This is a genomic window from Saccharothrix longispora, from assembly GCF_031455225.1.
Taxonomy (GTDB): Bacteria; Actinomycetota; Actinomycetes; order Mycobacteriales; family Pseudonocardiaceae; genus Actinosynnema; species Actinosynnema longispora.
In genome coordinates this window covers 948,592-973,446 of sequence record NZ_JAVDSG010000001.1, presented here as the reverse complement: position 1 = coordinate 973,446, position 24,855 = coordinate 948,592, and the positions used below count along the sequence as shown (strand labels likewise).

Genomic DNA, 24,855 nt, shown 5'->3' with positions numbered 1-24,855 from the left:
GTGGGGTGTCAGTCGGTGTGGGTGGGGGCGCCGGTGTCGGGCTCGGCGGTCGTGTCCGTGTTGGTGGTGGCGCGGTGGCCGCGTTGGTGGTGGTAGCCGAGCAGGAACTGGGCCTGCTGGTGCAGGGTCATCGCGGCGGGCAGTCCCTTGCCCTCGGGGATGAGAGCGAAGACGTCGTCGAGCTTGCGGTCGAAGTAGTTGGCCAGGCCCGGCTTGGCGCGGCGGAGTTTCTTCTGCCACGCTTTGGCGTTGCGGCTTCCGGTGACCAGGGCGGCGCGGGGGTTGGTGATGGCGCCGGCGAAGAAGCGGTCGCCGTAGGTGGTGTTGAGGCGTTCTCCGGAGCCGGCGGCGTGTTGGATCTGTTCGAGCAGGGCGAAGGCGCGGCCGGCGTGGTAGGCGGTGTCGGCGCTGCCCGGGTTGAGGTCGGGCATGAAGGTCTCCTTGGTGGTCTTGCCGTGGACCAGGGCCAGGCGCAGCAGGGCGGCGCGGGGGTCGTCGAGGTGGCCGTCGGCGCGGATGCGGCCGATGAGGTGGGCGAGCACGGCGGGGGGGATCGGGGTGTTGCGCAGGGCGGCGCCGAGCAGTTGCGGGTAGATGTTGTGCGGGCGTGCTTCGCCCGGAACGCCGAACTCGGCGTAGCGGTTGCGTTCGCCCTGCCAGCGGCCGGTGGTCAGGGCCAGCTTCCACAGCGGGTGGTGGCGGCGGCCGGCGGGCCAGGCCGGTGCGATCTCGTGGTCGAGGAACCAGGCGGCGATGTTGCGCTTGAGCTCGATCAGGGGCATCTCGATCCAGTCACGGACCACGATGCGGGCGATGTTGCCGGCCACGGTCAGCGAGCAGAACACCTCCACGTCCGGCGGGTTCGCGTCGTGCCGGCCGGTGTGGACGGTGGACAGCAGGGCGGTGACCTCGTCGGGATCGGCCTGGTCGAGGGTGGCGATCGGGTCGTCGTCGACCTCGCCGATGTACCACCAACTGGTGCGGCTGTTCTGGCCGCGGGGGGCGATGCTGTGGGGTGAGGACAGCACCGCGACCAGGCCGGTGGAGATCGCGTCGCCGCAGCCGAAGCAGATGGGGGTGTGTTCCAGACCGGTGGTCAGCCCGTAGCCGAAGACGCGTTCGTTGACGCTGACCAGGGCGGTGTCGTTGCTGGCGCCGGGAACGAGGCGACCGGGGACCTTGCCGGGGACGGTGTCGACCAGTTCGCGATGGCGGGCGCAGACCAGGCACAGGCCGTGGCGGCTGCCGGTCTTGCCGCCTTTGCGGGCGGTGACCTCGGTGGTCCAGAACTGCACCACCGAGTCGCTTCGGCAGGCCGGGTCGCCGTTGACCGCGATCACCACGCCGTGTTTGGCCGTCGTTTCCTCGGGGCGGGTCAGGTCCGCGGCCGCGCCGGAGCGGTAGAAGGCGGCCACGGCCTGGGCGACCGGGTCGTCGCGTCCGGCGTCACTGGTCGCCCACTTGTCGATCAGGTCGACGAACGCGGCGTGGCACTGGGCGACGCGTGCGGGCTTGGTGGTCTCGTCACCCCAGCCGAGCACGTACTGGGCGTCGTCGGCGGCGAGGTTGGCCGAGACCCCGACTGTGCGCACGACCGCCGGGACGGTGAGCACCACCCCCCGGTCACGGCGCTGCTCGTCGACCAGCGGGGCCAGCTCGCCGCTCAGCGGCCGCCCGTCCAGGTCGAGGTCCAGGCGCCACCGGAACTCCCGTTCCCGGTGGAAGGGCCGGGCCTGGCCCAGGTGGGTCTCGGCGTACTGGACCAGACGCTGCAACAGCATCAGACCCCTCCCTCGGCCATCGACAGCAACTCCGCTTCACCGGCGTCTTCGCCGGCGGGACGGGCGGGGATGCCGTGGACGGGCACCTCGATCACGCCGCCGCGCATCCTCGCGTCAAACCAGGTGAAGGAGATCGGGGTGGTGCCGTGGTTGACGCTGTGCAGCATCAGCCCGAAGTCGTCGTCGTGATCGGGGCCGAGGGGCTGTTGGTCGTCGGGTTCGCCGAAGTAGGCGGTGAACTCCCGGGTGCCCAGGTAGGGCTGGGTGAAGCAGCGCCCCTTGGTGACCCGGCGCCGGAACTGGTCGCGGTAGGCCGCGACCGGCTTGTCTGCGTGATCGGCCAGGTCGATCTGGGCGTGGACGCGGTAGGCGACATCGCGCAGGCACACCGCGTTGCGCTGCACCCGGTGCGCCGCGGTATCCAAGCGTCGACGGCCCGAGACCGCGTCGGCCAGCGACGCCAGATCGGTGGTCTCGTTACGGCGCTGGGTGAACTGCCGGATCGGCCGGAGCACCTCGATGCGCTGCACCCTCCACCGCATCTCCGGTTTCCAGAAGATCGACTCCAGCACCCCCACCGCGGCCGACGGGGTCATCACCGGGTAGCTGACCCTCTCGACCTTCAGTTCCGGGCGCGTGAACAGCGCACCCGGCCCCCAGACCTGCACCGCCAAGGGCACAGGCTCGGAACTCCTTGTTAAGCCGGTCATGTTTCCCTTCGCTGTCGAGTCTCGTTGATCACCGAGCCGGTCGCGGCGGTCGTCGGTCCTACCGCGTGGGCTCGCCCCGGTCCCGACGGACCGGATTAGCCGACATCCCTGTGGCGTGGGCTCGGACTGCTGATGGTGCGCAGTTCCAGACGTCGCGTGGTGGTACGGCCGCGTCGGCTGCGCACGATGCGGATCTGCCAGCGACGGCCGGCGATCGAAAAGGTCATTCCATCCACCGCCTATGCACTTCGTGGTCAGATGACCACGGACTGTTGCGAGAGTCGCCATCTTGGACCACGCAGGTACGAGATGGCAAGTTCAGGTAAGGAGGCTTGCTGTTCTGGTAAGGCGGCGCCCTCCAGGGAGATGATCGTCGGTGGATCAGTCACCGGAGAAGGCGGTAGATGCCACGGGCCGGAACCCGACGGTTCCGGCCCGATCAGCGTTGAAGTGCCAGGCAGCACTCCCCCGTACCAGTTGAGAGCCTCGCCGGCCGACCCGGAGTCGACACCGACGCATGACCGGCAGCATAGGCGGGCTTTCACGGCCACCCGTTCGTCATCGCCCGAACCGACACAGCCCATCTCAGTCGATCGTGCTCTCATCGAGCCCCAGGTCGTCGTGGTAGGGACCGGTCCACTCGTGCAGGTCACCCACCACCGGACGCAGTCGCGCCCGGACGGGATCGGCACCGGCAATGTTCCGGGGCAGCATCACGGTCCACCGCTGCAGTGCGCGCAGGGCCGCGAAGCGGGCTTGGGGAATGTCTCGCGCCTGCTTGATCAACCGCACGATCCGGTCGTGGTCGGGGCCGGTGCTGATGACGACGGGTAGGGCGTCCTGGTCGATCATCCGGAACGCGCGCTTCGGATCACGGTGGACCGAGGTGCCGGGTGAGACCAGAGGGCCGTTCGCGACGGCAGGGAAGTCCCACTTGTGGCGGTGGTGCTGCACGAGCTGCCCGCGCGGGAGCTTGCGGTGATCGGTGACGGGCGGGGCGTCCAGTTCCAGCGTCTTGTACAGGTGCGGGTAGTAGCGGGCCAAGGCGGCGAGCTCGTCGGGTTGGGCCTTGTCCGGGCCAAAGTAGTAACGGCTCACCGCGATGGCCGGACCGTAGTCTCCGGGACGTCCGCCGTCGGCGAGGTCGACCACGACCACCTCGCCGCAGGTGTCCCCGCCCTCCCGGTTGGCCCGGCCAGCGGCCTGCAGCAGCGAGTCCACCGGGGCCATCGCCCGGTAGACGACCGGAAAGTCGAGGTCCACGCCGGCTTCGATCAGCTGGGTCGACACGACCACCAGCGGTTCGCCGTCGCCCAGTGCCTTCCCGACGGTGTTCAGGGCGGTGCGGCGGTGATTGGGGTGCATCCGGGTCGACAGGTGCACGACCCGTCCCTCGGTGCGCCCGTCCAGCATCGTGAACAGGCGGCGGGCATCGTCGATGGTGTTGAGCACGACCAGCGCCTGGCGGCGCTGCCGCACCTGCTCGGCCAACTCCGCCAGCGTGGGGCGCTCCCACCAGCGGAAATCCACTCGACGGGCCCGGTCGGCCATCCGCACCGGGTCCGGCACGATCTCGGGCACATCCAGGTCACGCCAGGGCGACAGGCTCTCGAACACGGGCTGGGTGGCCGAGGTCAGCAGCACCGTCGTGCCGAAGTGCTCCGACAACGCGCGTAGGGCGTCCAGGATCGGCAGCAGCAGCGGCTTGGGCAGCGCCTGCACCTCGTCCAGGATCAGCACCGCTCCTGCCAATCGGTGCAGCTTGCGCATGCGGGAGGGCGTACGGGCGAACAGCGAGTCCAACAGCTGCACGGTCGTGGTCACCACGAACGGGGCATTCCAGTTCTCCGCGGCCAACCGCTGCCATCGGCCTTCCGCACGCTGCGACGCGGCGTCGAGGTCGACGTTGGAGTGGTGCTCCAACACCACCGGGGCGTCACCGCCCTCGTCCGGGTCGTCCGGCCGGGGGTCGAGCAGTCTGCGGAACACGTCGGCGTTCTGCTCGGTGATGGAGGTGTAGGGCACCGCCACGATCACCCTGGACTTGCCGTGCTCGGCAGCGTGGTGCAACCCGAACCCCGCACCGGCGATCGTCTTGCCCGACCCCGTGGGCGCCGACATCCGGTAGACACCCGGCTTGCGCAGCGCCGCCGTCAACGCCGCCGCGTACAGCTCCTCCCGCACACCCTCCATCGACGAGGCGCGGCCGCGCTTCCCGGCCTTCGCCCGGCGCTCGTCCAGGTACTCCACGCGGCGACGCTCGAACCGGTCCCGCAACTGCGCCATGGTCGCGCCGCCGGTCGACACCGGCCCGGGACGGCGCAGGAAGTGCGTCGCGGTGTCCAGGAAGTCGGCGTCCACCAGTGCCGAGTACGTCAACCGCACCCCCAACTCCCGCACGCCGAGTCGACCGCGCCACGCTTCGGGCAGTGTCAACGGACCCTTGAGCACCGCACGGGCCTGCGGCACAGCCTCCACGAAACGCCGCACCGCCTCGTCGTCGTCCACCCCTCCCGGCTGACGCAGCATCTGCTTCAACTCACTCGGGGTTCGCAGCCCGCCGTGATGCCCCAACACCATCAACCCGGCAGCCAACCTCGCGTAGGGGTCCCCCGGTGCCTCGGCCAGCAGACGTGCTCCGAGGTCCTTGTGCGGAACATCGACTCGATCGTCGGTCCCCTCGACCTTCAACAAGCCTTCCTGCCAGGCACAACGCGCCTTGCCCGTGTCATGCAGCAGTCCCACCGCATACGCCAGGTCACCCGCACCGAACACCGACGCGAACCCACGGGCCAGCTCCGCCGTGTCCGACGAGTGCTCCCCTAGCCCATGACGGATCTCGTTGTCGTTGCGACTGTGCGCCCACACATGAACCCCTCGTACGACTCGTCCCCCGACGAACGCCACGAACCTAGAACCAACTACCGACAGAAACCGGCCCGCTCGACTTCACGAGCAACGACAAACACCCGAAAGGAGGCAACACGGCCAGTCGCAACCGCCGATCGTCCAACTCGGCGTTGGAGTAGTGCTCCAGCACCATGTCCTCCCAGCAGGTCCCGATACACGCCCGCGTTCTGCTCGGTGATCGTCGTGGACGGCACAGCCACGATCACACGCGACTTGCGGTGCTACGCGGCGTGGTGAAGCGCGAACCCCGCGGAGGTCAATGTCTTGCCCGACCCGGTGGGCGCCGGAAGCCGGTAGATCCCCGGTTCACCCAGCGCCAGCCGTACCACGTCCTCGTACAACGCCGTCCGCACGGCATCCACCTCGGACGAACCGCCCGGCCCTCCACGCCTGTCGAGGAGAAGCACACGGTTGGCCTCGAACCGGCGAAGCAGGTCGCCCATGTCCGCGGACGCAGCGACCCGAGGCCGGTCAAGGCCCTGCGCGTGAGCGGCGGTGTCGAGATGGTCGGCGTCGACCAGGGCGGAGAAGGTCATGCGGATGCCCATCTCGCCCAGCAACGGCGACTCCGACCACGCGGCGGGCATCAACTCGGATCCGGTCGCCAACGCCCGGGCTTCTGGCACCTCGGCAAAGAACCGCTGCAACGTCACGGTGTCCTCAGGCTGCGACTCCAGCCCGATGAGCGACCGCACCTGCCCGAGCCCACCGTGATGGCCCAACACGGTCATCGCCGCCGCAAGCGCCCGCTCCCGCACCAACAACACACCGACACGCTTGTGGTCAATCCCCACCCGGGCACCCGTCGGCGCCACCCGCATCAACTTGTCCTGCCAATTCGACGCGCACTTGCCGGCATCGTGGACGAGCCCCAGACTCCACGCCAACTCCCCAGCACCGAAAGACGCCGCAAAAATACGGGCCAACCGCGCCGTCGAACGAACATGTTCAGCCAAACCATGCCAGCGACCGGTCACCGAACTAGGACTATGTGCCCACACTACGAAATCCCTCATGTCGTCGTCCCCCGACGAACGACGCGAGCCTAGACACCCCCACCGACAAAAATCGGGTCGTCGACACTCCCCCACCCACAGCACCACCCGGATGGAGCAGCGAGGCGGAGGTCGACACCGTCGACCTCCACCGAACCTCCTGGTACCGGCCCTGCGGGCATACAGACACAACAAATTACAATCCCGCCATCCGCACAGGATGGCGCCGCGAAGGACCATACAACCCAACTTCTTGTTGTGTCCAATATGCCCGCAGTAATTACGAGGACCCTCAGTTTGCCCTGCCCGGACCACACCAGTAGCCTCAGCGCCTCATATAGCAAGCAGCACCGACAACTCACCACCGGTCCAACACCGAGAGCGCCGATGCCGAAGACAACCACCTCTCAACGACACCCAGTACACACACCAGCCCCACCAGACGATCCAGCACCGAACCTCCAAGGCCGCTTCAGCACCACCAACGCCACGCCCTCGCCACACCCGCACGGCTGGTTCGGCTACGCGATCTCGCAGAAGAAACACACCAAAAACGCTCAAAAATTGATCACAACCATAGTAATCGGCAGCGTTATCCCGCTGACGCTAATCGCTATTGCCATATACACACTCGTCAGTATCCTCACCCCGAGCTGACTCAGCGCTTTCCAACCTGGCGGCGTGGACTGCGGCCGTAGTGAAGACATGGCGAAGCTCCTGATAGACGACTTCTCGAGCAAGAGCAAGGCCACCGTCAGGAGCTTCGAGTGCTTGATCCACCCATCCGCGAGCGAAGTGTTCAGTTCTGCCTCCAGATCCCCCGCCCGAAAGTTGACCACGCATCGACGGCGAATCGGCAGCAAGTGGCGGCACCTGAATCCTGAACGTCAGGCCCTGCTGGTCCTGGCACATCTGCGCTGAGGTGACACCTACAACCTCCTGACGGCCGGGTTCGGCATCGGCCAGGCCACCGTCTGCCGCTACATCCGCGAGGCGGTCCGACTCTGACCGCCCTCGCGCCGGATCTCACCGAGGCGACGCAGGTCGTCGCGCACAAGGCCTACATCATTCTCGACGGCCCCTGTCCGGATCGGCCGCATCGTCGCCGACCGCCCGTGCCTTGGCCATCTCTCGGGGCACAATCGTGCCCGCCGCCATGTTGCGATCCTCACCGCCCTGGACAAGCTGGCGCTGTGCGGCGTTCTAAACCAGACCCGACGTCGAGCCGAACGTTGGGACCCTCACCGACCCCGAAGGGCCGGTGCTGCGCTCGATGATCAAGGCGGCGTCGGAGTTCCACAGGTTGCAATCCTCACCGGTCCCGGAGGGCCGGTGCTGCCAGAAGGCCGCTTCGGTCCGGGGCGGTGTCCTGTGTTGCGATCCTCACCGGTCCCGGAGGGCCGGTGCTGCCCTTGATGTAGACGTCGGTCGTGTTCTCGACCGGGTTGCGATCCTCACCGGTCCCGGAGGGCCGGTGCTGCGCCCCGCTTCCGTCCTCCGTCTCCCAGGAAGGGGTTGCGATCCTCACTGGTCCCGGAGGGCCGGTGCTGCGTGGGTTCTCTGGCCCAAGCCGGGCAAGGACCCGTTGCGATCCTCACCGGTCCCGGAGGGCCGGTGCTGCGCCGCGCTCAGGCGGCGAGCGGGTTGTAGTTGCTGTTGCGATCCTCACCGGTCCCGGAGGGCCGGTGCTGCTCGTCCTCGGAGTAGATCCCGGACAGGTCCTCGGGGTTGCGATCCTCACCGGTCCCGGAGGGCCGGTGCTGCGTTCACCTCCCAGTCCCACTACGACCGCACCCCCGTTGCGATCCTCACCGGTCCCGGAGGGCCGGTGCTGCCGATCGCCGGGACGGTGGTGGTGATCGACAGGTGCGGGTTGCGATCCTCACCGGTCCCGGAGGGCCGGTGCTGCACGGTCACGCGGGCCGGGTGCTGCCGGATGGCGTTGTTGCGATCCTCACCGGTCCCGGAGGGCCGGTGCTGCGTCCCCGCCGACGCCATCAGCGTCCCCGCAACCGTGTTGCGATCCTCACCGGTCCCGGAGGGCCGGTGCTGCCGGCGCGTGAGCCGCCGCGCCGCCGATCGTGAGGGAGTTGCGATCCTCACCGGTCCCGGAGGGCCGGTGCTGCGCCGACGAGTTCGGACTCAGCGACGCCTGGGCCGAGTTGCGATCCTCACCGGTCCCGGAGGGCCGGTGCTGCTCGCCGCCCCGATCTACTCGGGGGCAGGGTGGCGGGTTGCGATCCTCACCGGTCCCGGAGGGCCGGTGCTGCTCACCCCGACGTTTGCCGGTGGCCGCCCGACCATCTGGTTGCGATCCTCACCGGTCCCGGAGGGCCGGTGCTGCCCGGTCTGGAGGACGCGCTCACCGCGGACACGCCGTTGCGATCCTCACCGGTCCCGGAGGGCCGGTGCTGCTTCACGTGCTCGCCGTCCTCGTCCTCGCGGGGGTAGTTGCGATCCTCACCGGTCCCGGAGGGCCGGTGCTGCCCGGTCTGGAGGACGCGCTCACCGCGGACACGCCGTTGCGATCCTCACCGGTCCCGGAGGGCCGGTGCTGCCGATCCCGATCGGGGCGCCCGTCATCTCGCGGTCGTTGCGATCCTCACCGGTCCCGGAGGGCCGGTGCTGCACGCGGTGGTCGTCGACGGCGTGGCGGTGGCCGCGTGTTGCGATCCTCACCGGTCCCGGAGGGCCGGTGCTGCACCAGGGTGCCGAGGCCGAGCAGCACCCAGCCCCAGTTGCGATCCTCACCGGTCCCGGAGGGCCGGTGCTGCAGCTCGTCGGCGCTCGCCGCGAGCTGTCCCGTGACGTTGCGATCCTCACCGGTCCCGGAGGGCCGGTGCTGCGTGCTCAACGGCACGATCGCCATGGTCAGCCGCGTGTTGCGATCCTCACCGGTCCCGGAGGGCCGGTGCTGCGTCAAGACCCTCACCGGCGGCGACCGGATCAGGGCGTTGCGATCCTCACCGGTCCCGGAGGGCCGGTGCTGCCCGCGTGTCCTCGTCCATCTTCACGGCGCACCCCAGTTGCGATCCTCACCGGTCCCGGAGGGCCGGTGCTGCGCTGATTGAACAGCGCTTAAAGGTTTACAAGCCACTGAAGTCCATGATCCTTCTCATGAAGTGGGACGACACACCATCATCCAGTTCGGAACTTCCCGGCGTGTCGAAACACGCTGGAGGTTCCGAGGCAGCAAGTTGCGGATCACACGGCCTGCCCACTGAGAGAGCCGACACGACGACCTCGATCTACACAGTACGGCCCACAGAGAACGTCCATGTCCCCTGCAAGTGCAGGGGGCTTAATACATCCATTCGAACCCGCATGCGCTGCAACTGATGGTTGTCAACGGACTCTGCTAGTTGTTCGGCGGACAGCGCTCGGCGCGGATGTACCTGCCGAACGTCGGCGGAGCTACAATCTGTGACCAACTGCACCGCTCTGGTAACCATGGGGGCGCACGTGACCGATGCGGGTCTGTCAAACGTTCGGCTCTGGCACACTTTCGGTGGTGACGGTGAGTAGCCAGCTGGTTCATGATCCTGTGATGGATGCCCATCCCCTTGCGGGGACGGCATTTCCGGGCTGTCGGTTCCGGTCGTCGGGTGCGTGGCGGAGGGCGGTGGTCGCGGTCCTCATCCGGGTTGTGGCCGTGCCGTCCGGCGCCCGGCGCTGCGATGGCAAAGGCGTCGACAGCCTGAAAGCACCTTCCCGGCAAGGGGATCGGTCACCACCGCAAGGTCACGGTCGCGACCGGCTACTCGCCGTCACCACCGAAAGTGCGCCAGAGCCGAACGTTTTACAGTCCCACCGATCCGACGGCAAGGCCAGAGGTGTGGACGCGTCAGCGGGTATGGCACGTTCGGACGGCGAGGATGTGAGTAGCGCGGCTGCTTCACTGGCCTCGGAGATCAAGCGTCGTCGGGTCGAGGCGGGGTTGAGTCAGCCGCAGTTGGCGAGAAGGATCGGCTATACGCGTCAGTACGTCTCCTACGCCGAGCGGGTGCGGGCGAATCTGCCGTCGCTGGAGATCGTGCGTGCCATCGACTCGGCGTTGGAGGCGGGCGGTGTGCTGGTTGCGTTGCGTGGCAGGGCGAAGGAGGAGCAGAACCGTGTTCGTCGCGCGGCGGGGCGGCGCGGGCATGACGGGACAGGTGTGGGAGGTGACGTGGACCGGCGTGAGTTCCTCGGGGCTGCGGCGGGTGTCGCGCTGGGCGCGTCCGACGTCTTCCGATCATCGTCGGGTGGTGTCGGCGGCGGTGATGTCGACCGACTGGTTGCGCGGACGGCGCGGTTGCGACGGTTGGACAACTACCTCGGCGGCCGTGACACCTACCGCCTCTACGCCTCCGAGTTGGAGGGGACGATGTCGTTCGTCCGTCAGGCGCGGTGCACCGGGGCGATTCGCAAGCGTCTGGTGGGGTGGTGGCCGAGCAGGCGCAGCTGACCGGTTGGGCGGCGTTCGACGCCGGCATGCACCCCGAGGCGGAACAGCACTACCAGACGAGCCTGACCGCTGCACGTGAAGCCGGGGATCCGGCGCTGGCGGGCAACGCCCTGGCGTTTCTGGCTTATCAGGAGGTGACGGTGGCGCGGCCGAACGTCGGCCTGGCCGAGTCCTCCTGCGCGGTGGCGGGCGAGGCGGTGACGCCGCGGGTGGGGGCGCTGCTGTCCGAGCGCAGGGCCTGGACCTACGCGGTGGCGGGCGACGCGGCCAACGCCGACCGGTCGCTCGCCCTCGCGCGGGAGCAGTTGGCCCGCTCGGACGACCGGCCCGAGCCGGACTGGGTCCACTGGGTCGACCAGACCGAGATCGACATCATGGCGGGACGGTGCTGGGCGGAGTTGCACCGGCCGTTGCGCGCCGTGCCGGTACTGGAGTCGGCGTTGTCGCGGTTCGACGACACCCAGGCACGGGACAAGGCGCTGTAGCTGACCTGGCTGGCCCATGCCCTGCTCGACGGACACGAGATCGAACGCGCCGCCCTGGTCGTCACCGACTCCTTCCGGTTGGCCGACGGTGTCGGCTCGGTACGCCCACTGAGCCGCATCCGCCAGGTCACATACCGACTGGAACAGCACCGCTCCCTGCCGGCAGTGGCCCGGATGTTCGACGCGATCGGCGCCTAGGCTTGCGGCTCGACCGTCCGCCGCAACCACGCGAAGTACTCGGGAGAGCCCTCGACCAGCGCCGTCGCGGTCACCTCGGGGTTGCTCCAGGGATGCTCGGCGATCAGATGGTCGCGTAGTCGGGCGAAGCGGTCGGCGGTGGTCTTGAACAGGACCTGCCACTCCTCGCCCTCACCGAGTTCGCCCAGATGCCAGAACACCGACCCGACCGGGCCGACCACCTGCACGCCGGCGGCCAGACGCGCCCCGACCGCGGACCGCGCCAGCCGAAAGGCGACCTCCCTGCTCTCGGCCGCGGTGGACACCTGCACGAACCCGGTCACGCCAGGCAGCATAACCCGCATGATCACCCCGTCCGACAGGACACGACTGCCAACGGGGAACCGCCGCACGACCCGAACGAGGACTGCTCGAGCGGCACGGGATCGCGGTACAGCGGGCGACTGTCACGATCTGCCGCGCGATCGGACGTCCCGTCGGAATGCCGCCCATGATGGCCGCTACGCGTAGAACATCCACGCGGCCACCACCGGCACCACCCGTGTTGACCGGTAGCGGCGTGCGCGCTGCTCGAGATCACCGACCGGAAGCACCCGGACAGCACCGCCGCGCACGTCGACCACGACCAGGAAGAACACCCGAACGGAGGACACGATTCGCTTTAGCCAACGCGACCCCATTTCGCGCCGCGCAACCCGATCCTCCCAAAATCCTCCCAAACAGCGGGTTACCGACCAGTACAGACCATTGTGGACAGTCAATCCAAGATCGACACGAGCACGCGAAAAAGCCCGCTGACCTGGGCTTTCATCCAGATCGAGCGGGCTTCTTCGGACCGTCGGGACGACAGGATTTGAACCTGCGACCCCTTGACCCCCAGTAGTGGGGTCGCAGCCTCGGTCAGGATCGGTCAAGCGGGTGAAGCGGCTTGGGACGTGTCCCTTTGGAGGCCGTTTTGCGGAGTTCAGGGGTGTTCAAAGGCACGGTCGGAGGCCGCGCCCGCCGGGATCTTGGAGGCCGCTCATGGACTACCCCTACGGTCATCGACTGTTCGCCACGACCGCTCCCGCACCCGACGACAAGCCCGATGCGGTCGCGGCCCCATCGGAAACCGGGCCGGACAGTGCCCCTGTCGCTGTTGGGGCGAGGTTGTTGCACACCCCCGCCCAGGCCGCCGAACTGTTGAGTGTTCGGGAGTCGTGGCTGCGTCGGATGGCGGGACGCCGGGAGATCGCCTGCACGTTCGTGGGCAAGCATCTGCGGTTCTCCGACGCGGACCTGCGATCGATCGTCCACTGTGGCTCCCGCCCGGCCCGCCGGGACGACACCTTCCGACCGGAAACGCGTGTCCGGCGATCGCGGCACGGACAGGGCTGAACGCAGTTCGGTTGCGTTTCCACGCGTATGGAGCGTCACTGTCCGTCCACCGCCGTCCACGACGGCGGGCAACCCGACACAGTAAGAGGAGATCGCCATGGCCTGGGCGGAGAAGCGCAACGACGGGTTCCGGGTGCGGTACCGGCTACCGGACGGGTCGTTGTTCACCGAGAACGGGTTCGCCTCCCGGGAGGAGGCGGAGAACCGGGTCCGCGACGTGGAGTCCGACCAACGACGGGGCCGGTTCGTCGACCCCAGGTTGGCGCAGACCCTGTTCGGGGACTGGGTACGCGAGTGGGTGCAGGCCCACGATGTCAGTGCGGTGACGTGGGCGACCTACGACTCGCACCTGCGCAACCACATCCTGCCCCGCTTCGCCGGCACCGAGTTGGGCGAGCTGAGCAGGATGGTGGTCAAGGTCTGGGCCAAGCAGCTGCGGCGCTCGTTGGGCGAGCGCAGTGTCGCCGACATAGTCGGCCTGCTGTCGCGGATTCTCGGTGAAGCCGTGGACGAGGGGCTGATCGGCTCCAACCCCTGCCGCAAGCTCCGGCTCACCACCGGGGACCATCCCGAACGGCCGCACGCCACCGCGACGCAGATCGCCGGGCTGACCGTCCGCGTGGCGTCGCCCGACAACGCCGCCCTGATCGTCACCGCCGCGTACACCGGGCTGCGCTGGGGTGAACTGACCGGGCTGCAGTGGTCACGGGTCGACACGGGCATCGGCGAGATCCGCGTCGACGCCAAGGACGGCGCCCTGCACGAGGTCGGCGGGCGGCTGACCCTGGGCCCGCCGAAGACCCCGGCCAGTGTCCGTGTCGTGCACCTGCCGCCGTTCCTGGCCGAGTTGCTCGACGCCCACCACGACCGTCATCCCGACGCCCGGTTCGTGTTCACCGGCCCCGACGGCGGGTTCCACCGCCGCTCCAACTTCCGCCGCCGCGCCTGGCTGCCCGCCCTGCGCGGCGACACCAACCGGCCGCGCATCGACCCCGACATGCACTTCCACGACCTGCGCCACACCCACAAGACCTGGCTCATCGAGGACGGTGTTCCCGAGGTGCTGCAGCACAAGAGGATCGGTCACAAGTTCCGCGGTGTCATGGGCGTCTACTCCCACGTCACCGAGCCGATGATCGAGGCGATGATCGCCGGACTGCAGCGGCGCTGGGAGCAAACGGGGAGCACGAACCCCTGACCACCTTCGCAAACACGGAGGTGGTCAAGATCGTCTGCTCCCCGCAACGATCAACGGCCCGCAGACGAAGATCGTCTACGAGCCGTTGACCAGGTAAAACACACTGTGGGCGATACTGGGATCGAACCAGTGACCTCTTCGGTGTGAACGAAGCGCTCTCCCGCTGAGCTAAACGCCCGTGTTCTGTTTTCCATCCCCGCTCTCGCGGTGTGTCCATACCTTACAACATCATCCCCGCGAACCAAAAATCGGGCTCTCCAACCAGGCCCAGTCGAGTCCGAACCAGCCTCCCACCAGGGCGAACGCGCCGAGCAGCCAGCAGGTGACCGCGACCACCAGACCGGTGGCGGCCAGGACGAGGGCCTTCACGAGGACGTTCTGCCGCTTCAGCCACTCGACCCAGGCGTCGTAGTAGCGCTTGGCGAACTTCAGCACGCGTCCCGCCCACTCGAACTCGGTCGACAGGATCGCGAGTCCCGCGAACACGACGAGCCAGCCCGGACCGGGGTACGGGATCATCACGATGCCGGCGACCAGCACCAACCCTCCGACGACGCCCACGCCGATGCGGTAGCCCATGTTCAGCGCGGGGTTGCGGCGGAACCGGTGGCGGTGCCCCGCTTCCTCGGGGGTGTTCTCGCGCTGTTCCGTGGTCATGCGCACATCATTGCCCATGGCACGCCTCATGCGGGCCCGATCTGGCCGGATGCCAGGACGTCACTCGGCTCCGAGGGCGTCGAGCGCCCCTGTTCCAGGGAGAGCGCGAAGAGGCTGTGCTTGTGCGCGTCCGGTGACCATGCCAGTACCTGCACGTCCGAGGTGTCGCCGCCGAGGTCGAACGTGGCCAACGCCACAGGGGCCGGTGTGCTGGCCCCCCACACGACGTAGACCTGGTTCGCCGTGTCGTTGGACGTGAGGTGCATCGGCATCAGGGCGGCCGAGTCCTCGGTCGACACGAGGACCGCCACCGCTTCGCCGGACGGCGTGCGCAGCACGGCGCGGGTCGCGGATGGATCGGCGGCCAGGTCCAGTGCCCGCTCCAGCCGGTCGGCGCGCGCTTCCTGGGCCGTCACCTGGTCGCCGAGTTGGTTGAGCCGCACCCCGACGACGCCTATCCCGACCACCGCCACGAGGACGGCCGCGGCGGCGAGTGCCTTGCGCGCCCACCCGGCACGCCGGTGTCGACGTGGCTCCAGCGGAACGGGTTCGACGACCTGCTCCGTGCCCCGGTGGACGGGGGCTCGGCGCACCTGCTCCTGGGGGGTGTCCTCGATGGCGGCCATCAGCCTGGCGCGCAGGCGGTCCGGCGGGTCGTACTGGCGGACCGACGAGCCCAGCGCGGCGGTCACCTCCTCGGCCGAGCGGACGGTTTCCCGGCAGCGCGCGCACTCCGGCAGGTGGGCGCGCAGCCGCGCCTCCTCGTCCGGTTCGAGCGCGTGCATCGCGAACGCGACCGCGAGCTCCTCCTGGGGGCACCGGTCGTCCCTCTGCTCGCCGGTCACCGTCGTGCTCCCGTCGTCCTGCCCGGCGTGTCGCCGCCGGTCTCCCCTGCCCACACCGCGTGCAACGTCGTCCGCAGCCTTCTGATGGCCGCGAACGTGCGTGATTTCACCGTGCCCAGGGGGATGCCGGTGAGCGCCGCGACCTCTATCTGCGTGTAGCCGCCGAGGTAGGCCAGCGCGATGACCTGCCGCTGGTCCTCGGGAAGCCGCTGCAACGCCTCGCGCACCTCGGCGCCGACGACGCCGGTCAGGGCGTCCTGGTCGGCTCCGGCGGAGGACGGGACGTTGTGCTCGGACACCTCGTCGGTGAGCGGCACGTTCCGCTTGCGCTGCGTGTTCTCCCTGCGCACGGCGTCCACCGCGCGGTGGTGCACGACGGTCATCAGCCAGGTGCCGAAGCCGCCGCGCGCGCGGTCGTAGCCGGAGGGGTTGCGCCACAGGACGAGGAACGCCTCCTGGATGACGTCCTCGGCCAGGCCGGGGTCGACGCAGATGCGCCTGGCCAGTGAGTACGCTGGTTTGGCGTAGCGGTCGTAGAGCTCACCGAACGCCGCGCGGTCGCCTGCCGTGACCCGTTCGACGAGCTCCGCGTCGGGAGGTGGTCGGTCGGGTCCGCGGCGCGGCGCCGGGGCGGGTGCGTCAGCCACCAGAGAGGTCCTCACGTCCAACATTCGCGCAACAGCCGGTACCGGGTTCAGGTTAAACCCAGCAAGATGGGCCCGATGGGATCGGACCGGACACGGAACGCATCGAGGTGGTCGCCCAGCGGAACGGTGTAGACCCGAACGGGTGATAAACCTTCGAGAGTCGAGCGTTCCTCGCCACATACACGTCACAAGTGGAGAGCTCGGTCGTTCCATTGGCCGGGAAGGGAGAAGAGGGTAACGACGATGCGCAATGACCACGTGACACTCCGTTCAACAGCTGTGTTCGACCTCCTGGCACCGAGGACTCCGGCCGTGCCGGTCCAGGTCGAGCTCCGCTACGACACGAAGGACCCGTACGCGGTGGTGGCCGCGTTCCGCACGGGTCGAGCCGGGTGGGTGGAGTGGGTCTACGCCCGCGACCTCCTGGCCGACGGGCTGATCGCCGACGCCGGGGACGGCGACGTCCGGATCCGCCCGGCAGCCGACGACCCCGAGGTCGTGGTGATCGAACTGAGTTCCCCGTCCGGCCACGCCATGTTCGAGGCGTCCGCGCAGGAGCTGGCCGACTTCCTCGACCGCACCTATGACGTGGTCGTGCCCGGCAACGAACACCTGTGGGTCGACGTGGACGAGGCACTGACCCACCTGATCTCGACCGATCTGACGTAAAGGCGCAGGTAGCGGACTTGCCAGGGGGTCAGGTACCCCCCGATTTGATTCCGCGGCGGGGCATGTAATAAAGTTCCTCTCGCACCGAGGAAGACCGGGACGGCAAGCCCCAAAAGGGTAAAGTTCCAAGAATCCTTCGGAGCATGCGGATGTAGCGCAGTTGGTAGCGCATCACCTTGCCAAGGTGAGGGTCGCGAGTTCGAGTCTCGTCATCCGCTCGGCAGAGGGCCCCTTGGGCTCAGGCCAGACTCCCGGGTGCTAGTATTCGGGAATCACTGGCGGAGTGGCCGAGTGGCTTAGGCAAGGGCCTGCAAAGCCCTGTACACGGGTTCGATTCCCGTCTCCGCCTCGGACGATTAGCTCAGCGGGAGAGCACTACCTTGACACGGTAGGGGTCACAGGTTCAATCCCTGTATCGTCCACCATCGATATACGCAGGTCAGACGGCCGGTTGGTGATCTTCACCAACCGGCCGTTCTGCGTCGGTGGGGGCAAATTGGGAGCACACGATCTTGGCTTGATCATCTTCACCGTATGTGGTCACCGCTCCCCCACCGTACGTGGCAGCCGTTCCTGCTCCCACGCCGGCCACGGACCGCTCCCAGCGGGTTTGTAGTCCGCCCAGCATCCCGTCGATCATGACGTGCGTCACATGCGAGTAGATGCCCCGCACCCCGCGATACCGGTGCCCCAGCCGCTTGTGCTGGACGACTTCCGGCACGCCGTCCTCGATCAGCCGCGTCTTGTGCATGTGACGTAGGTCATGAAATGCATTCCGGGGAGGATCGGTGCCCAGCCCTGCACCGGATCGCCCTCGACCAGCGGCAGCCAGACCCGGCGCCGGAAGTTCGACCGGCGGTGCGGACCGCCGTTCGCACCGGTGAAGACGGCAGGTTCCGGACGTCGTTCTCGTTCGCCGCACCTCTCCCGGCGCATCCAGGATTCACCCACGATGTGCTGAACGTGCGGCGGAGCCAGGTTCGCCAGTTGCACATAGGTCGATCATCGGTATATACCGTTGCTGTGACGGACGCGCTGAGAGAACCGACCTTCCTGATCCTCACCGCGTTGGCCGCCCGGCCTCAGCACGGCTACGGCATCCTGCGCGACGTCGAGGAGATCTCCAGCGGTCGTGTCCGATTGCGGGCGGGCACCCTCTACACCGCGCTGGACCGGCTGTCGTCCGACGGGTGGGTGGCGATCGACCGGGAAGAGGTCGTGGACGGCAGGCTTCGTCGCTACTACCGCCTGACCGACCTGGGGGCGGCCAAACTCGCGGCCGAGGTGGAACGGCTGCGAGCGAACACCCGTGTGGCGGAACAACGGCTCCGCGCACGGCCGATCGGAGGAACGGCGTGAGCGAACGCGAACAGCGGTACCGGCGGCTTCTCGCCCTCTACCCGCGGGACCACCGCGAACAGCACGGCGAGGAGATGCTCGACGTGCTCATGGCCGCCGGCGGCGACCGGCGACACCCGCGTTGGAAGGACACCGCGGATCTGCTCTGGGGCTCGTTTCGGTTGCACCTGCGCCGTGCGGTGGGGGCCGACGGCGGCATCGACCCACGCGGCGTGCTGGCGATCGTGAGTTTGCTCGGCCCGATCTCGATCCTGGCCGGCGCCACCTCGAGCTTGCACGAGGTGGCGTGGTGGGCGCGGGCAGGCGCGTTGCGGGAGATGCCCCTGTGGACACATGCCCCGGACACGCCGGTGTGGTTCGTCTGGCTCGCGGTCGCCGTGCTCGCCGCGTTCGGGAGACGGTGGGCGGCCGCGGTCGGCGCGTGGGTCGGCACGATCGGCCTCGTGCTGGTCGCCACGGTGTCCCAACGCAGCTGGCTGTGGGCCTACGCGGAGGCCGGGTGGGTGCTGTTGGGCGCGGTGACCGCCGTCGCGCTGACCTTGTCCCCCGGACCGGCGCGGGGACGCGAGCTGGCGGGCAGGGCACCGGTCCTCGTGATGGCGACGACGGTCGTGGTGGCCACGGCGATCGGGGTCCTGGGTCACCGGGAGCCGCTCGCCGACGCGGCGCGATTGGTCGTGCTGGTCGCCGGTGCGGCGGTGGCCGCCGGGATCGGGGCACGCACGGGCCGCCGGGCCGCGCTGGTGCTCCTGGTGCCGGTCATGACGGTGGGGATCGAGGCGGTGGTGGTGCCGATCGCGTTCCGGCCCAACGACACAGTCACGGCGTTGATCTTCTACGGCGTGCCGCTGACGGTTCTGCTGGCGCTGGGCGGGTTGCCGCGCGGCGTCCGGCGCAAGCCAGACCAGCCGGTCACGTAGTGCGGCCCGCGACGACGCCGGTCATCGCTCACCCCGCCATCGCCGCGATGGACCCGATCCTGCGGGCCTACGCCGCATCGCCCGACATCGAGGACCATTGGGCGATCCGGCAGGAGTATGCGACCGAGGACGGGTCGATCATCGTCAGCCCGAAGAACGTGCGGTCGATGCAGCCGAGGACGCCCGCGTGAAGACCAACACGGACACGGTGAACCCAACCGGCCGTCGCGACACCCCCTTACGAGAACGAGGACAACTGATCGTGCAAGGCTTCGGCGGGTGCCTTCGCCCGAATGTCCTACGTGGCTGGTTGTCGAGTGCGTCGGCAACGGCGTTGAGTCGACGCATTGAGTCGAAAGTGATCACTTCCCTCCAGGTTGATCACCGTGATCGAGGTCGAGGGTGCCCACCAGTTCTCGATCGCGGAGCGCGCGGTGTTGCGGTTGCGGATTGCCGGATGTGAACGCCCTGGCATCGGCAGAAGCGGACGTTCCACACGCGCGACCCGCGGCATGGGCCAACGCCGACCCTCGACGTACGACCAGCCGCCGGGGAGCAGCGCTGTGGGAGCAGAGTGGGAGCCGCAGGACGCGCCCAACCGCATCCAACGGCTCCCAACCACGGTCAACTGCACCCACGCAGCCTGCTGAAGGCTTGTTTCCGCAGGTCAGAGCGGATGGCGATGTACGTTGACGCGGTAGGGGTCACAGGTTCGATCCCTGTATCGTCCACCAGAGAAGTGCAGCTCGGAGGGCCTGTCGGCGATCACCGCCGACAGGCCCTCCGGCGTTTGACCGTCATCCGACCGTGGGACTTTGCCCGCCCAACAGCACGGGAGTGACCGTCGTCACCCACTTGTCGCGGCGCAACCTGCGCGGTCGGTGACCGTCCTGCACGGTCGACTCCTGCTCCTCCGGCCGTCAGCCGGCCGTGGTACGCGTCACAGGGTCCGCATGGCGGCGGCGGTGCGGAAGACTGACGGGCACTTCCGGCGTCGGCGAACCGGACGAGGCGACCCGCACCGGACGACCACCGCACCGCCGATGGTGACGGCGACGGCTGCCCACAGGGCCGCACAGCCCTTCGCGAGTCCAGCGGCGGCACCGGCTCCGCCCTCGACACCGCTTCCCGGCGTCGGAGAACGCGCGCGGGGCAGCCGTTCGCAGGCATCGGTCGGTCCGAACGGGTGTCGCGCGGGTGTTCAGCGGTGGGAACGTCGCGGAGCAGGTCAGGGACGTGCCGGGAGGGCGAAGTGGTCGCGGGTGTCGCCGACCCGCCGACGACCGCCGTCGTCGCGGTCGCGGTGCAGGAGGGTACCCACGCCGGTCGGCGGTGCCCGGGGCACGGCGGGGTCGCACGCCTCCCACGCGCCGACGACTCCCCTGTTCCGCTCATGTCGGCACCACAGGCCGATCCGCCACGACCCGGCGTCCACGTGGGCGGCCGCCGGGTCGTGGTGCTCAGAAGTTGGCGTGCAGGGTGCGCACGGTCTGCTCCGCCTGGTCGTCGCGCAGGTCGAACGCCGAGCCGTCGGCGAACTCCAGGCGCAGGAACCACTCCGGGGTGACGTGCCGGCCCAGCGGGGCCGGGGTGAAGGCGCGGACGGTGGAAACCGGTCCTTCCCACCAGGTCACCAGGGGCGGCACGTCGCGGGACTGGCCCAGGGATCGCACGCGGCCCAGGAGGCCTCCGGACTCCGGTTCCCCCGGGATCGCGAGTTCCCCCTCGACGACCAGCGCGACGCGCCGGTTGGTGATGAGCAGCCAGCACTCGTCCCGGCCGGCGGTGAACAGGTCGGCGAAGCGGACCGCGAGCTGGTCCGGGCGCCGGGCGTGGGCCCAGCCCCAGACGGCCGGGTCGTGCGCCCACTCGTCCAGGTGGAAGCGCCCGTGCGCCACGGCGGCGGTGGGCAGGGGCCAGTCCGGCGTCGGCCCGGCCAGGGCGGGTGCGGTGGTGCGGTGGGGGGCGGCGCGGGTGGCGCCGACGCCGCTGCCGACGTGACCCTCGGGGTGGGTCAGCCAGACGACCTGCTCGCCGGGGACGACCCAGTGCCGCTGGGCGATCTCGCCGATCTTCATCCGGTTCTTGGGCACGTCTTCCCCTAGGCGTTGACGAGGGCGAGCAGCCGCCGCGCGGCTTCCGGGCCGCCCTTGGCCAGGACGTCCACACCGGACCCGTCGACGAGGGACAGGCGCAGGGCGGTCGCGGTGCGGGGCACCGAGCCGCGGGGCAGCGTGCGCTCGGCGAGGACGGCGCCGGCGATGCGGGGGCGGGGCAGTTCGGCGAGCGTGGTGATCCCGGCGGTGGGGACGGGTTCGCCCGCCGGGTAGGAGGACTTGCCGGCGAGCGCGTCACGGGCGCCGCGGGCCAGGTCGCCGACTCGGGCGAACAGCGACTTCTCCGGTTCGGGCCCGGTCGGCTCTGGCACGGTCGGCTCGGGCACGGCGGCGACCCAGGCGAGGCGGTGCGGGGTGAGGACGAGCCAGGCGACGGGGGCCTGTCGGGCGGCGAGCGCCGTGACGGGGGCGAGGGCGGCGGGTGACGCGCCGAAGACGACGACGCCGGGCAGTTCCCGGGCTCCGAGGTCCTCGTCGGACACGACGGACGCCACGTTGCCGGCGAAGCCGGCCACACCGCGCAGCGCCTTGCCCGCGAACCCGGCGGCGGGGTCGCCCGACCAGTCCAGGCCGGGCACGTCGAACCGGGTGGACGCGCCGGCGACGCCCGCGCACAGCAGCACGGGCTCGTCCGGTGCCGCCCAGTGCTCCCGGATGGCCAGGACTCCGTCGAGCTTCACCAGGTGAACCCGCGTTCCTGGGTTTCGCGACGCTCCTCTTCGGGAGGTGCGTCGCGCGCGGTGTCGTAGGCGGCCCGGGTGCCGAACGTGACGCCGCCGTCGACGGCGGCGTCCACGCCGGCGCTGAAGGCGGCGCCACCCACCCGCGTCTGGCCGCCGAGGACGCCGGTGAGGACGGTCTGGGCGATGTTGCCGGCCAGTGCCCCCTCGCCGGTGACGCCCTGCATGAACCGGTTGGCGGTGGTGGAGGCGAGGGAGACGTCGTCGGCCCGGGTGACGATGTTGACCAGCGGGTTGGCGCCCAGTTGGCGGCCGGCGAACTGCTGGGCCATGTTGCCGCCGCGCAGGGTGTTCATGCGCTGGATGACCTGGCGCAGCGGGCCGCGCAGCCGGGTGAGCAGGTCCTCCAACCGCTTGACGATCTTGAACAGCTCCACCTGGAGCTTGGACACGCGCATGGTGATCCGCACGCCCGTGCTGCCGACCTGCACGGTGGTGGTGGCCCCGGCGGCGGCGACCGAGCCGCCCGCGGTGATCCACGACGCGGCCAGCGCGGCGAGCCACTGCACGATCAGGCCGATGATCAGCTCGGTGAGGACCTGGATGACGAACTCGACGAACATGTCGAACAGGTCCGCGATCATGTCCAGGGTCTGCTTGAGCCCCCGGACGTCCTCGGCCAGCGCGGACACGCCGTCGCCGAACTCGGTGACCTGGCGGCGGAAGGCGTCGCCCGCAGGGCCCTGCCACACCCCCGCGGTGGCCTCGGCACGCGTCTTCTCGGCTTGGGCGACCTCGTCCAGCCAGCCGGCGACCTGTTCCCATCCGGTGCCGGTGGCGCGCATCTGCTCCGGGTCGCCGACCGCCTGCTCCGCGATCTCGATCAGCGGGCTGAGCACGATGGACACCAGGAAGCCCAGGCCGTTGTCCAGCAGCGCCTGCCCGGGGCTCGCCATGGTCTGGAGCAGCTCCACGCGCCCCGAGATCGCGGCCGCGGTCATCTGCGGCGCGCTGGTGGCGTCGGCGAGGTCCTGAAGGGCTCCGATGCCCGAGCTGCCGCGCCCGGCGGCCTGCTCGAACCAGTTCTTCCGGTCGCCGTCGTTGAGGTCGGCGAACGAGCCCGGACCGCCGGTCACCGGCCACCGCCCAGGCCGTCGCCGATCCGCGTCAGCGCCTGGGAGATGCCGTCGTCGACGCCCCGGTAGACCTCGAAGCTGCCGCGCAGCTGCTCACCGGTCTGCTCCAGGAAGTCCTGGGCGTCGGTGGCGAGCTGCTTGCACTCGTCGAGGCTGGAGAAGTAACCGCTGCTCAGGCCGACCGCGTCGCCGATGGGGCCGAAGCACTGGTCGTCCACCCTCGCCTGCTCCAGCAGGTCCGCGAGCTGCCCGAACTTGCCCGCGAGGCTCTCGCTGCCCGCCGCGAAGGCGGTCAGCGCCTCCGGCACGATGCTGAACGTCATCCGCCACTCCCCCTCAACGCAAGTACGTGCTCGGTGGTTCGTCGTCTTCGACCCGCGGTGGAGCCGGTCGGTTCCGCTGGGGTTGGCCCGAGGGGGGCGGGGCGAACGAGGGCTGGGCGAACGGCGGCTGGGCGGGCGGCGGGCCGGTGGGTCCGGGCGGTGGCGCGGACGGCATGATCGGCTCGACGCCGGACGCCGCCATGCCCTGCTTGAACTGCTCCAGCCGGTCGCCCAGGATCGGGGCGACGGCCGTGTCGAGCTGTCGGGCGGCGTCCTGGGTCGCCATCCGGATCGCGTCCAGGATCTCCTGCTGCAGCGCCACGTGCGAACGGCCCATCGCGGCCGGTGACAGCTGCAACCCCAGCACGGCCCCGGACGGCGCCGCCGTCACGACGACCGCCCCATCGCGGCTGCGCCCGGTCCCGCGCAGGTCCTTCATGACTTCCTGGAGCTGTCCCGCTTTCGCCGCCTGCTCCTGGAACGACCGCATCATGTCCTGCAGGCGCTTCTGCGGATCGACCACGGCAACCCCCTCGTTCTGCTGCGGAACACCCCGCCCCACCGGGTCGTCGCGGATGGCGGTGACCCTCGCGGCACGGTATCGGTTCCGCCTGGTCCGATATCGGCAACCCGCGCGGAAAGCCCTCGGACGTGCGACCGGGAGTGCGACCGGAAATGTGGTCCGAGCAGGTCAGGACCACTGCGGCGGCGGGTGCCACGAGGCCGCCGTCCGGCGCGAGCTGTGGACCGGACGTGATCGGCACCGGTCGGCCGTCGTCGATCGGGTTGCCCGCGGTGGAGCAGAGGCCACCGACGACGTCATCGGCTACTGCGGGCTGGCGGACGGGCGGACTTCTGCTCGGCATCACGCTGCCGGCCCCGGCCCCGGACGGGTGGCGCGACCGCGTTCCCCCTCTGCACCTCGCAGCCCGGTTCGCCACCGGGCGAGCGCGCGTCACGACGCTCGGCTCGTTGCTCGCGGGCGCCGCGACCCACCTCGTCCGGGACGCGGTCACCCACACCGGAGGCGCCGCGGTGCGGCATCGGCCGATCCCGCGCCTGTCCGTCGTGGGCCCGCACCACCTGTGCAACGTGATCGACTACCTGTCGTCGCTCGGGGGGCTGCTGCTCCTCGGCGTCGTCGTCCTGCGCCGGTGCCGCCGCGCCCCTCGGGAGCACGGGCGGTACTGGCCGGCCCTGCCGGGCAGTGCCCGCGCGGGGCTGCTGGGCGGGATCGCGGTCGCGGTGGCGGCCGGTGCGGTGATCGCGTCGGCCGACCCGGTGAGCCGGGTCGGCACCCAGACCGGGTGCGTCGAGTGCCGGCCGGCAGCGGGACGTCCGCTCGCCGGCGAAGCGGGTGTGCGGGCGCCCGGTGCGGCTCAGGGTCCGGTCGGGGTCAGG

24 protein-coding genes, 4 tRNA genes, 1 pseudogene and 1 CRISPR repeat array are annotated in these 24,855 nt (G+C 69.6%); of the genes and pseudogenes, 12 read left to right on the top strand and 17 right to left on the bottom strand.

Going from position 1 to position 24,855, the window contains the following annotated elements:
- Positions 1 to 8: 8 nt before the first annotated feature.
- The 4 genes from cas8c to J2S66_RS04320 all read right to left on the bottom strand — a co-directional run bounded on the left by cas8c (position 9) and on the right by J2S66_RS04320 (position 6,378).
- Entirely contained in the window at positions 9 to 1,781 is a 1,773-nt protein-coding gene (gene cas8c / locus J2S66_RS04335; protein WP_310304052.1) for a type I-C CRISPR-associated protein Cas8c/Csd1, read from the bottom strand.
- Complete coding sequence (gene cas5c / locus J2S66_RS04330) at positions 1,781 to 2,461, bottom strand: type I-C CRISPR-associated protein Cas5c (protein WP_310304050.1); 681 nt, start codon at positions 2,459 to 2,461, stop codon at positions 1,781 to 1,783. The genes cas8c and cas5c overlap by 1 nt, the downstream gene beginning before the upstream one ends.
- Positions 2,462 to 3,076: 615 nt before the next feature.
- Entirely contained in the window at positions 3,077 to 5,359 is a 2,283-nt protein-coding gene (gene cas3 / locus J2S66_RS04325) for a CRISPR-associated helicase Cas3' (protein WP_310304048.1), read from the bottom strand.
- A 263-nt stretch (positions 5,360 to 5,622) separates the two neighbouring features.
- Positions 5,623 to 6,378 (bottom strand): CRISPR-associated endonuclease Cas3'', encoded by a 756-nt coding sequence (locus J2S66_RS04320; RefSeq protein WP_310304046.1) that lies wholly within the window; start codon positions 6,376 to 6,378, stop codon positions 5,623 to 5,625.
- 1,249 nt (positions 6,379 to 7,627) lie between these two features.
- A CRISPR array of direct repeats spans positions 7,628 to 9,458; the repeat unit is 37 nt; unit sequence GTTGCGATCCTCACCGGTCCCGGAGGGCCGGTGCTGC.
- Between the two features lie 560 nt (positions 9,459 to 10,018).
- Here J2S66_RS04320 and J2S66_RS04315 point away from each other — a divergent pair.
- Positions 10,019 to 10,843 carry a helix-turn-helix transcriptional regulator gene (locus J2S66_RS04315; protein WP_310304045.1) on the top strand — a complete coding sequence of 275 codons (825 nt, stop codon included), beginning with the start codon at positions 10,019 to 10,021 and terminating at the stop codon, positions 10,841 to 10,843.
- Positions 10,822 to 11,328, top strand: coding sequence for an NsdA family TPR-like regulatory protein (locus tag J2S66_RS04310; RefSeq protein WP_310304043.1), 507 nt, complete (start codon positions 10,822 to 10,824; stop codon positions 11,326 to 11,328). Before J2S66_RS04315 ends, J2S66_RS04310 begins: the two co-directional genes overlap by 22 nt.
- Before the next feature lie 194 nt (positions 11,329 to 11,522).
- Here J2S66_RS04310 and cutA read toward each other — a convergent pair whose 3' ends face one another.
- A complete protein-coding gene (gene cutA / locus J2S66_RS04305; protein WP_310304040.1) occupies positions 11,523 to 11,849 on the bottom strand; it encodes a divalent-cation tolerance protein CutA in 327 nt (108 codons plus the stop codon).
- A gap of 177 nt (positions 11,850 to 12,026) precedes the next feature.
- The gene (locus J2S66_RS04300) at positions 12,027 to 12,164 is read right to left on the bottom strand and encodes a hypothetical protein (protein ID WP_310304038.1); all 138 of its coding nucleotides are present in this window, start codon (positions 12,162 to 12,164) and stop codon (positions 12,027 to 12,029) included.
- Between the two features lie 385 nt (positions 12,165 to 12,549).
- Here J2S66_RS04300 and J2S66_RS37065 point away from each other — a divergent pair, with 385 nt between their 5' ends.
- Both J2S66_RS37065 and J2S66_RS04295 read left to right on the top strand, forming a co-directional pair.
- Positions 12,550 to 12,903, top strand: coding sequence for a helix-turn-helix domain-containing protein (locus tag J2S66_RS37065; RefSeq protein WP_344955568.1), 354 nt, complete (start codon positions 12,550 to 12,552; stop codon positions 12,901 to 12,903).
- A 97-nt stretch (positions 12,904 to 13,000) separates the two neighbouring features.
- The gene (locus J2S66_RS04295; protein ID WP_310304036.1) at positions 13,001 to 14,101 is read left to right on the top strand and encodes a tyrosine-type recombinase/integrase; all 1,101 of its coding nucleotides are present in this window, start codon (positions 13,001 to 13,003) and stop codon (positions 14,099 to 14,101) included.
- 106 nt (positions 14,102 to 14,207) lie between these two features.
- On the opposite strand, the gene J2S66_RS04290 is transcribed toward J2S66_RS04295, so the two are convergent.
- The 4 genes from J2S66_RS04290 to J2S66_RS04275 form a co-directional block, all read right to left on the bottom strand.
- Positions 14,208 to 14,279: transfer RNA gene (locus J2S66_RS04290), tRNA-Val, on the bottom strand.
- 50 nt (positions 14,280 to 14,329) lie between these two features.
- Positions 14,330 to 14,758 (bottom strand): TIGR02611 family protein, encoded by a 429-nt coding sequence (locus J2S66_RS04285; protein WP_310304034.1) that lies wholly within the window; start codon positions 14,756 to 14,758, stop codon positions 14,330 to 14,332.
- A gap of 26 nt (positions 14,759 to 14,784) precedes the next feature.
- Positions 14,785 to 15,603, bottom strand: coding sequence for an anti-sigma factor (locus J2S66_RS04280; protein ID WP_310304032.1), 819 nt, complete (start codon positions 15,601 to 15,603; stop codon positions 14,785 to 14,787).
- Complete coding sequence (locus tag J2S66_RS04275) at positions 15,600 to 16,250, bottom strand: RNA polymerase sigma factor (RefSeq protein ID WP_310304030.1); 651 nt, start codon at positions 16,248 to 16,250, stop codon at positions 15,600 to 15,602. The genes J2S66_RS04280 and J2S66_RS04275 overlap by 4 nt, the downstream gene beginning before the upstream one ends.
- 243 nt (positions 16,251 to 16,493) lie before the next feature.
- Here J2S66_RS04275 and J2S66_RS04270 point away from each other — a divergent pair, with 243 nt between their 5' ends.
- The 4 genes from J2S66_RS04270 (at position 16,494) to J2S66_RS04255 (ending at position 17,344) form a co-directional block, all read left to right on the top strand.
- Positions 16,494 to 16,919: an SsgA family sporulation/cell division regulator gene (locus J2S66_RS04270; RefSeq protein ID WP_306745026.1), complete on the top strand. Its 426-nt coding sequence runs from the start codon at positions 16,494 to 16,496 to the stop codon at positions 16,917 to 16,919.
- 145 nt (positions 16,920 to 17,064) lie between these two features.
- A tRNA-Gly gene (locus tag J2S66_RS04265) sits at positions 17,065 to 17,137 on the top strand.
- A 59-nt stretch (positions 17,138 to 17,196) separates the two neighbouring features.
- Positions 17,197 to 17,268: transfer RNA gene (locus tag J2S66_RS04260), tRNA-Cys, on the top strand.
- A 1-nt stretch (position 17,269) separates the two neighbouring features.
- Positions 17,270 to 17,344: transfer RNA gene (locus J2S66_RS04255), tRNA-Val, on the top strand.
- Between the two features lie 14 nt (positions 17,345 to 17,358).
- Here the strand turns inward: J2S66_RS04255 and J2S66_RS04250 are convergent.
- Both J2S66_RS04250 and J2S66_RS04245 read right to left on the bottom strand, forming a co-directional pair.
- Positions 17,359 to 17,670 carry a hypothetical protein gene (locus tag J2S66_RS04250; RefSeq protein WP_310304026.1) on the bottom strand — a complete coding sequence of 104 codons (312 nt, stop codon included), beginning with the start codon at positions 17,668 to 17,670 and terminating at the stop codon, positions 17,359 to 17,361.
- Positions 17,652 to 17,912: a hypothetical protein gene (locus J2S66_RS04245; protein WP_310304024.1), complete on the bottom strand. Its 261-nt coding sequence runs from the start codon at positions 17,910 to 17,912 to the stop codon at positions 17,652 to 17,654. The genes J2S66_RS04250 and J2S66_RS04245 overlap by 19 nt, the downstream gene beginning before the upstream one ends.
- A gap of 30 nt (positions 17,913 to 17,942) precedes the next feature.
- Between J2S66_RS04245 and J2S66_RS04240 the strand changes: the two genes are divergently transcribed.
- The 3 genes from J2S66_RS04240 to J2S66_RS04230 are packed head-to-tail and all read left to right on the top strand — an operon-like array spanning position 17,943 to position 19,389.
- Positions 17,943 to 18,278: a PadR family transcriptional regulator gene (locus J2S66_RS04240; RefSeq protein ID WP_310304022.1), complete on the top strand. Its 336-nt coding sequence runs from the start codon at positions 17,943 to 17,945 to the stop codon at positions 18,276 to 18,278.
- Entirely contained in the window at positions 18,275 to 19,198 is a 924-nt protein-coding gene (locus tag J2S66_RS04235) for a hypothetical protein (protein WP_310304020.1), read from the top strand. The genes J2S66_RS04240 and J2S66_RS04235 overlap by 4 nt, the downstream gene beginning before the upstream one ends.
- 47 nt (positions 19,199 to 19,245) lie before the next feature.
- On the top strand, positions 19,246 to 19,389 hold the full coding sequence (locus J2S66_RS04230) for a hypothetical protein (RefSeq protein ID WP_310304018.1): 144 nt from the start codon (positions 19,246 to 19,248) through the stop codon (positions 19,387 to 19,389).
- 1,269 nt (positions 19,390 to 20,658) lie between these two features.
- Here J2S66_RS04230 and J2S66_RS04225 read toward each other — a convergent pair.
- From J2S66_RS04225 to J2S66_RS04205, 5 genes are read right to left on the bottom strand one after another with little or no spacing between them, the layout of a single operon-like run.
- Positions 20,659 to 21,291, bottom strand: coding sequence for a hypothetical protein (locus J2S66_RS04225; RefSeq protein ID WP_310304016.1), 633 nt, complete (start codon positions 21,289 to 21,291; stop codon positions 20,659 to 20,661).
- An 8-nt stretch (positions 21,292 to 21,299) separates the two neighbouring features.
- Positions 21,300 to 21,995: a hypothetical protein gene (locus J2S66_RS04220; protein ID WP_310304014.1), complete on the bottom strand. Its 696-nt coding sequence runs from the start codon at positions 21,993 to 21,995 to the stop codon at positions 21,300 to 21,302.
- Positions 21,992 to 23,131 carry a WXG100 family type VII secretion target gene (locus J2S66_RS04215; RefSeq protein WP_310304012.1) on the bottom strand — a complete coding sequence of 380 codons (1,140 nt, stop codon included), beginning with the start codon at positions 23,129 to 23,131 and terminating at the stop codon, positions 21,992 to 21,994. Before J2S66_RS04215 ends, J2S66_RS04220 begins: the two co-directional genes overlap by 4 nt.
- A complete protein-coding gene (locus J2S66_RS04210; protein WP_310304010.1) occupies positions 23,128 to 23,454 on the bottom strand; it encodes a hypothetical protein in 327 nt (108 codons plus the stop codon). The genes J2S66_RS04215 and J2S66_RS04210 overlap by 4 nt, the downstream gene beginning before the upstream one ends.
- Positions 23,455 to 23,467: 13 nt before the next feature.
- Positions 23,468 to 23,977: a YbaB/EbfC family nucleoid-associated protein gene (locus J2S66_RS04205; RefSeq protein WP_310304008.1), complete on the bottom strand. Its 510-nt coding sequence runs from the start codon at positions 23,975 to 23,977 to the stop codon at positions 23,468 to 23,470.
- Positions 23,978 to 24,129: 152 nt separating this feature from the next.
- Here J2S66_RS04205 and J2S66_RS37060 point away from each other — a divergent pair.
- A pseudogene (locus tag J2S66_RS37060) lies at positions 24,130 to 24,654 on the top strand (DUF4184 family protein); the annotation flags it as partial.
- Positions 24,655 to 24,855 lie beyond the last annotated feature (201 nt).

Coding starts and splice junctions, on each gene's coding strand:
- J2S66_RS04295 (WP_310304036.1), top strand. CDS start 13,001: ATGGCCTGGGCGGAGAAGCGCAACGACGGGTTCCGGGTGCGGTACCGG.
- J2S66_RS04210 (WP_310304010.1), bottom strand. CDS start 23,454: ATGACGTTCAGCATCGTGCCGGAGGCGCTGACCGCCTTCGCGGCGGGC.
- J2S66_RS04270 (WP_306745026.1), top strand. CDS start 16,494: ATGCGCAATGACCACGTGACACTCCGTTCAACAGCTGTGTTCGACCTC.
- J2S66_RS04230 (WP_310304018.1), top strand. CDS start 19,246: ATGGACCCGATCCTGCGGGCCTACGCCGCATCGCCCGACATCGAGGAC.
- J2S66_RS37065 (WP_344955568.1), top strand. CDS start 12,550: ATGGACTACCCCTACGGTCATCGACTGTTCGCCACGACCGCTCCCGCA.
- J2S66_RS04285 (WP_310304034.1), bottom strand. CDS start 14,758: ATGACCACGGAACAGCGCGAGAACACCCCCGAGGAAGCGGGGCACCGC.
- J2S66_RS04250 (WP_310304026.1), bottom strand. CDS start 17,670: ATGCACAAGACGCGGCTGATCGAGGACGGCGTGCCGGAAGTCGTCCAG.
- cas8c (WP_310304052.1), bottom strand. CDS start 1,781: ATGCTGTTGCAGCGTCTGGTCCAGTACGCCGAGACCCACCTGGGCCAG.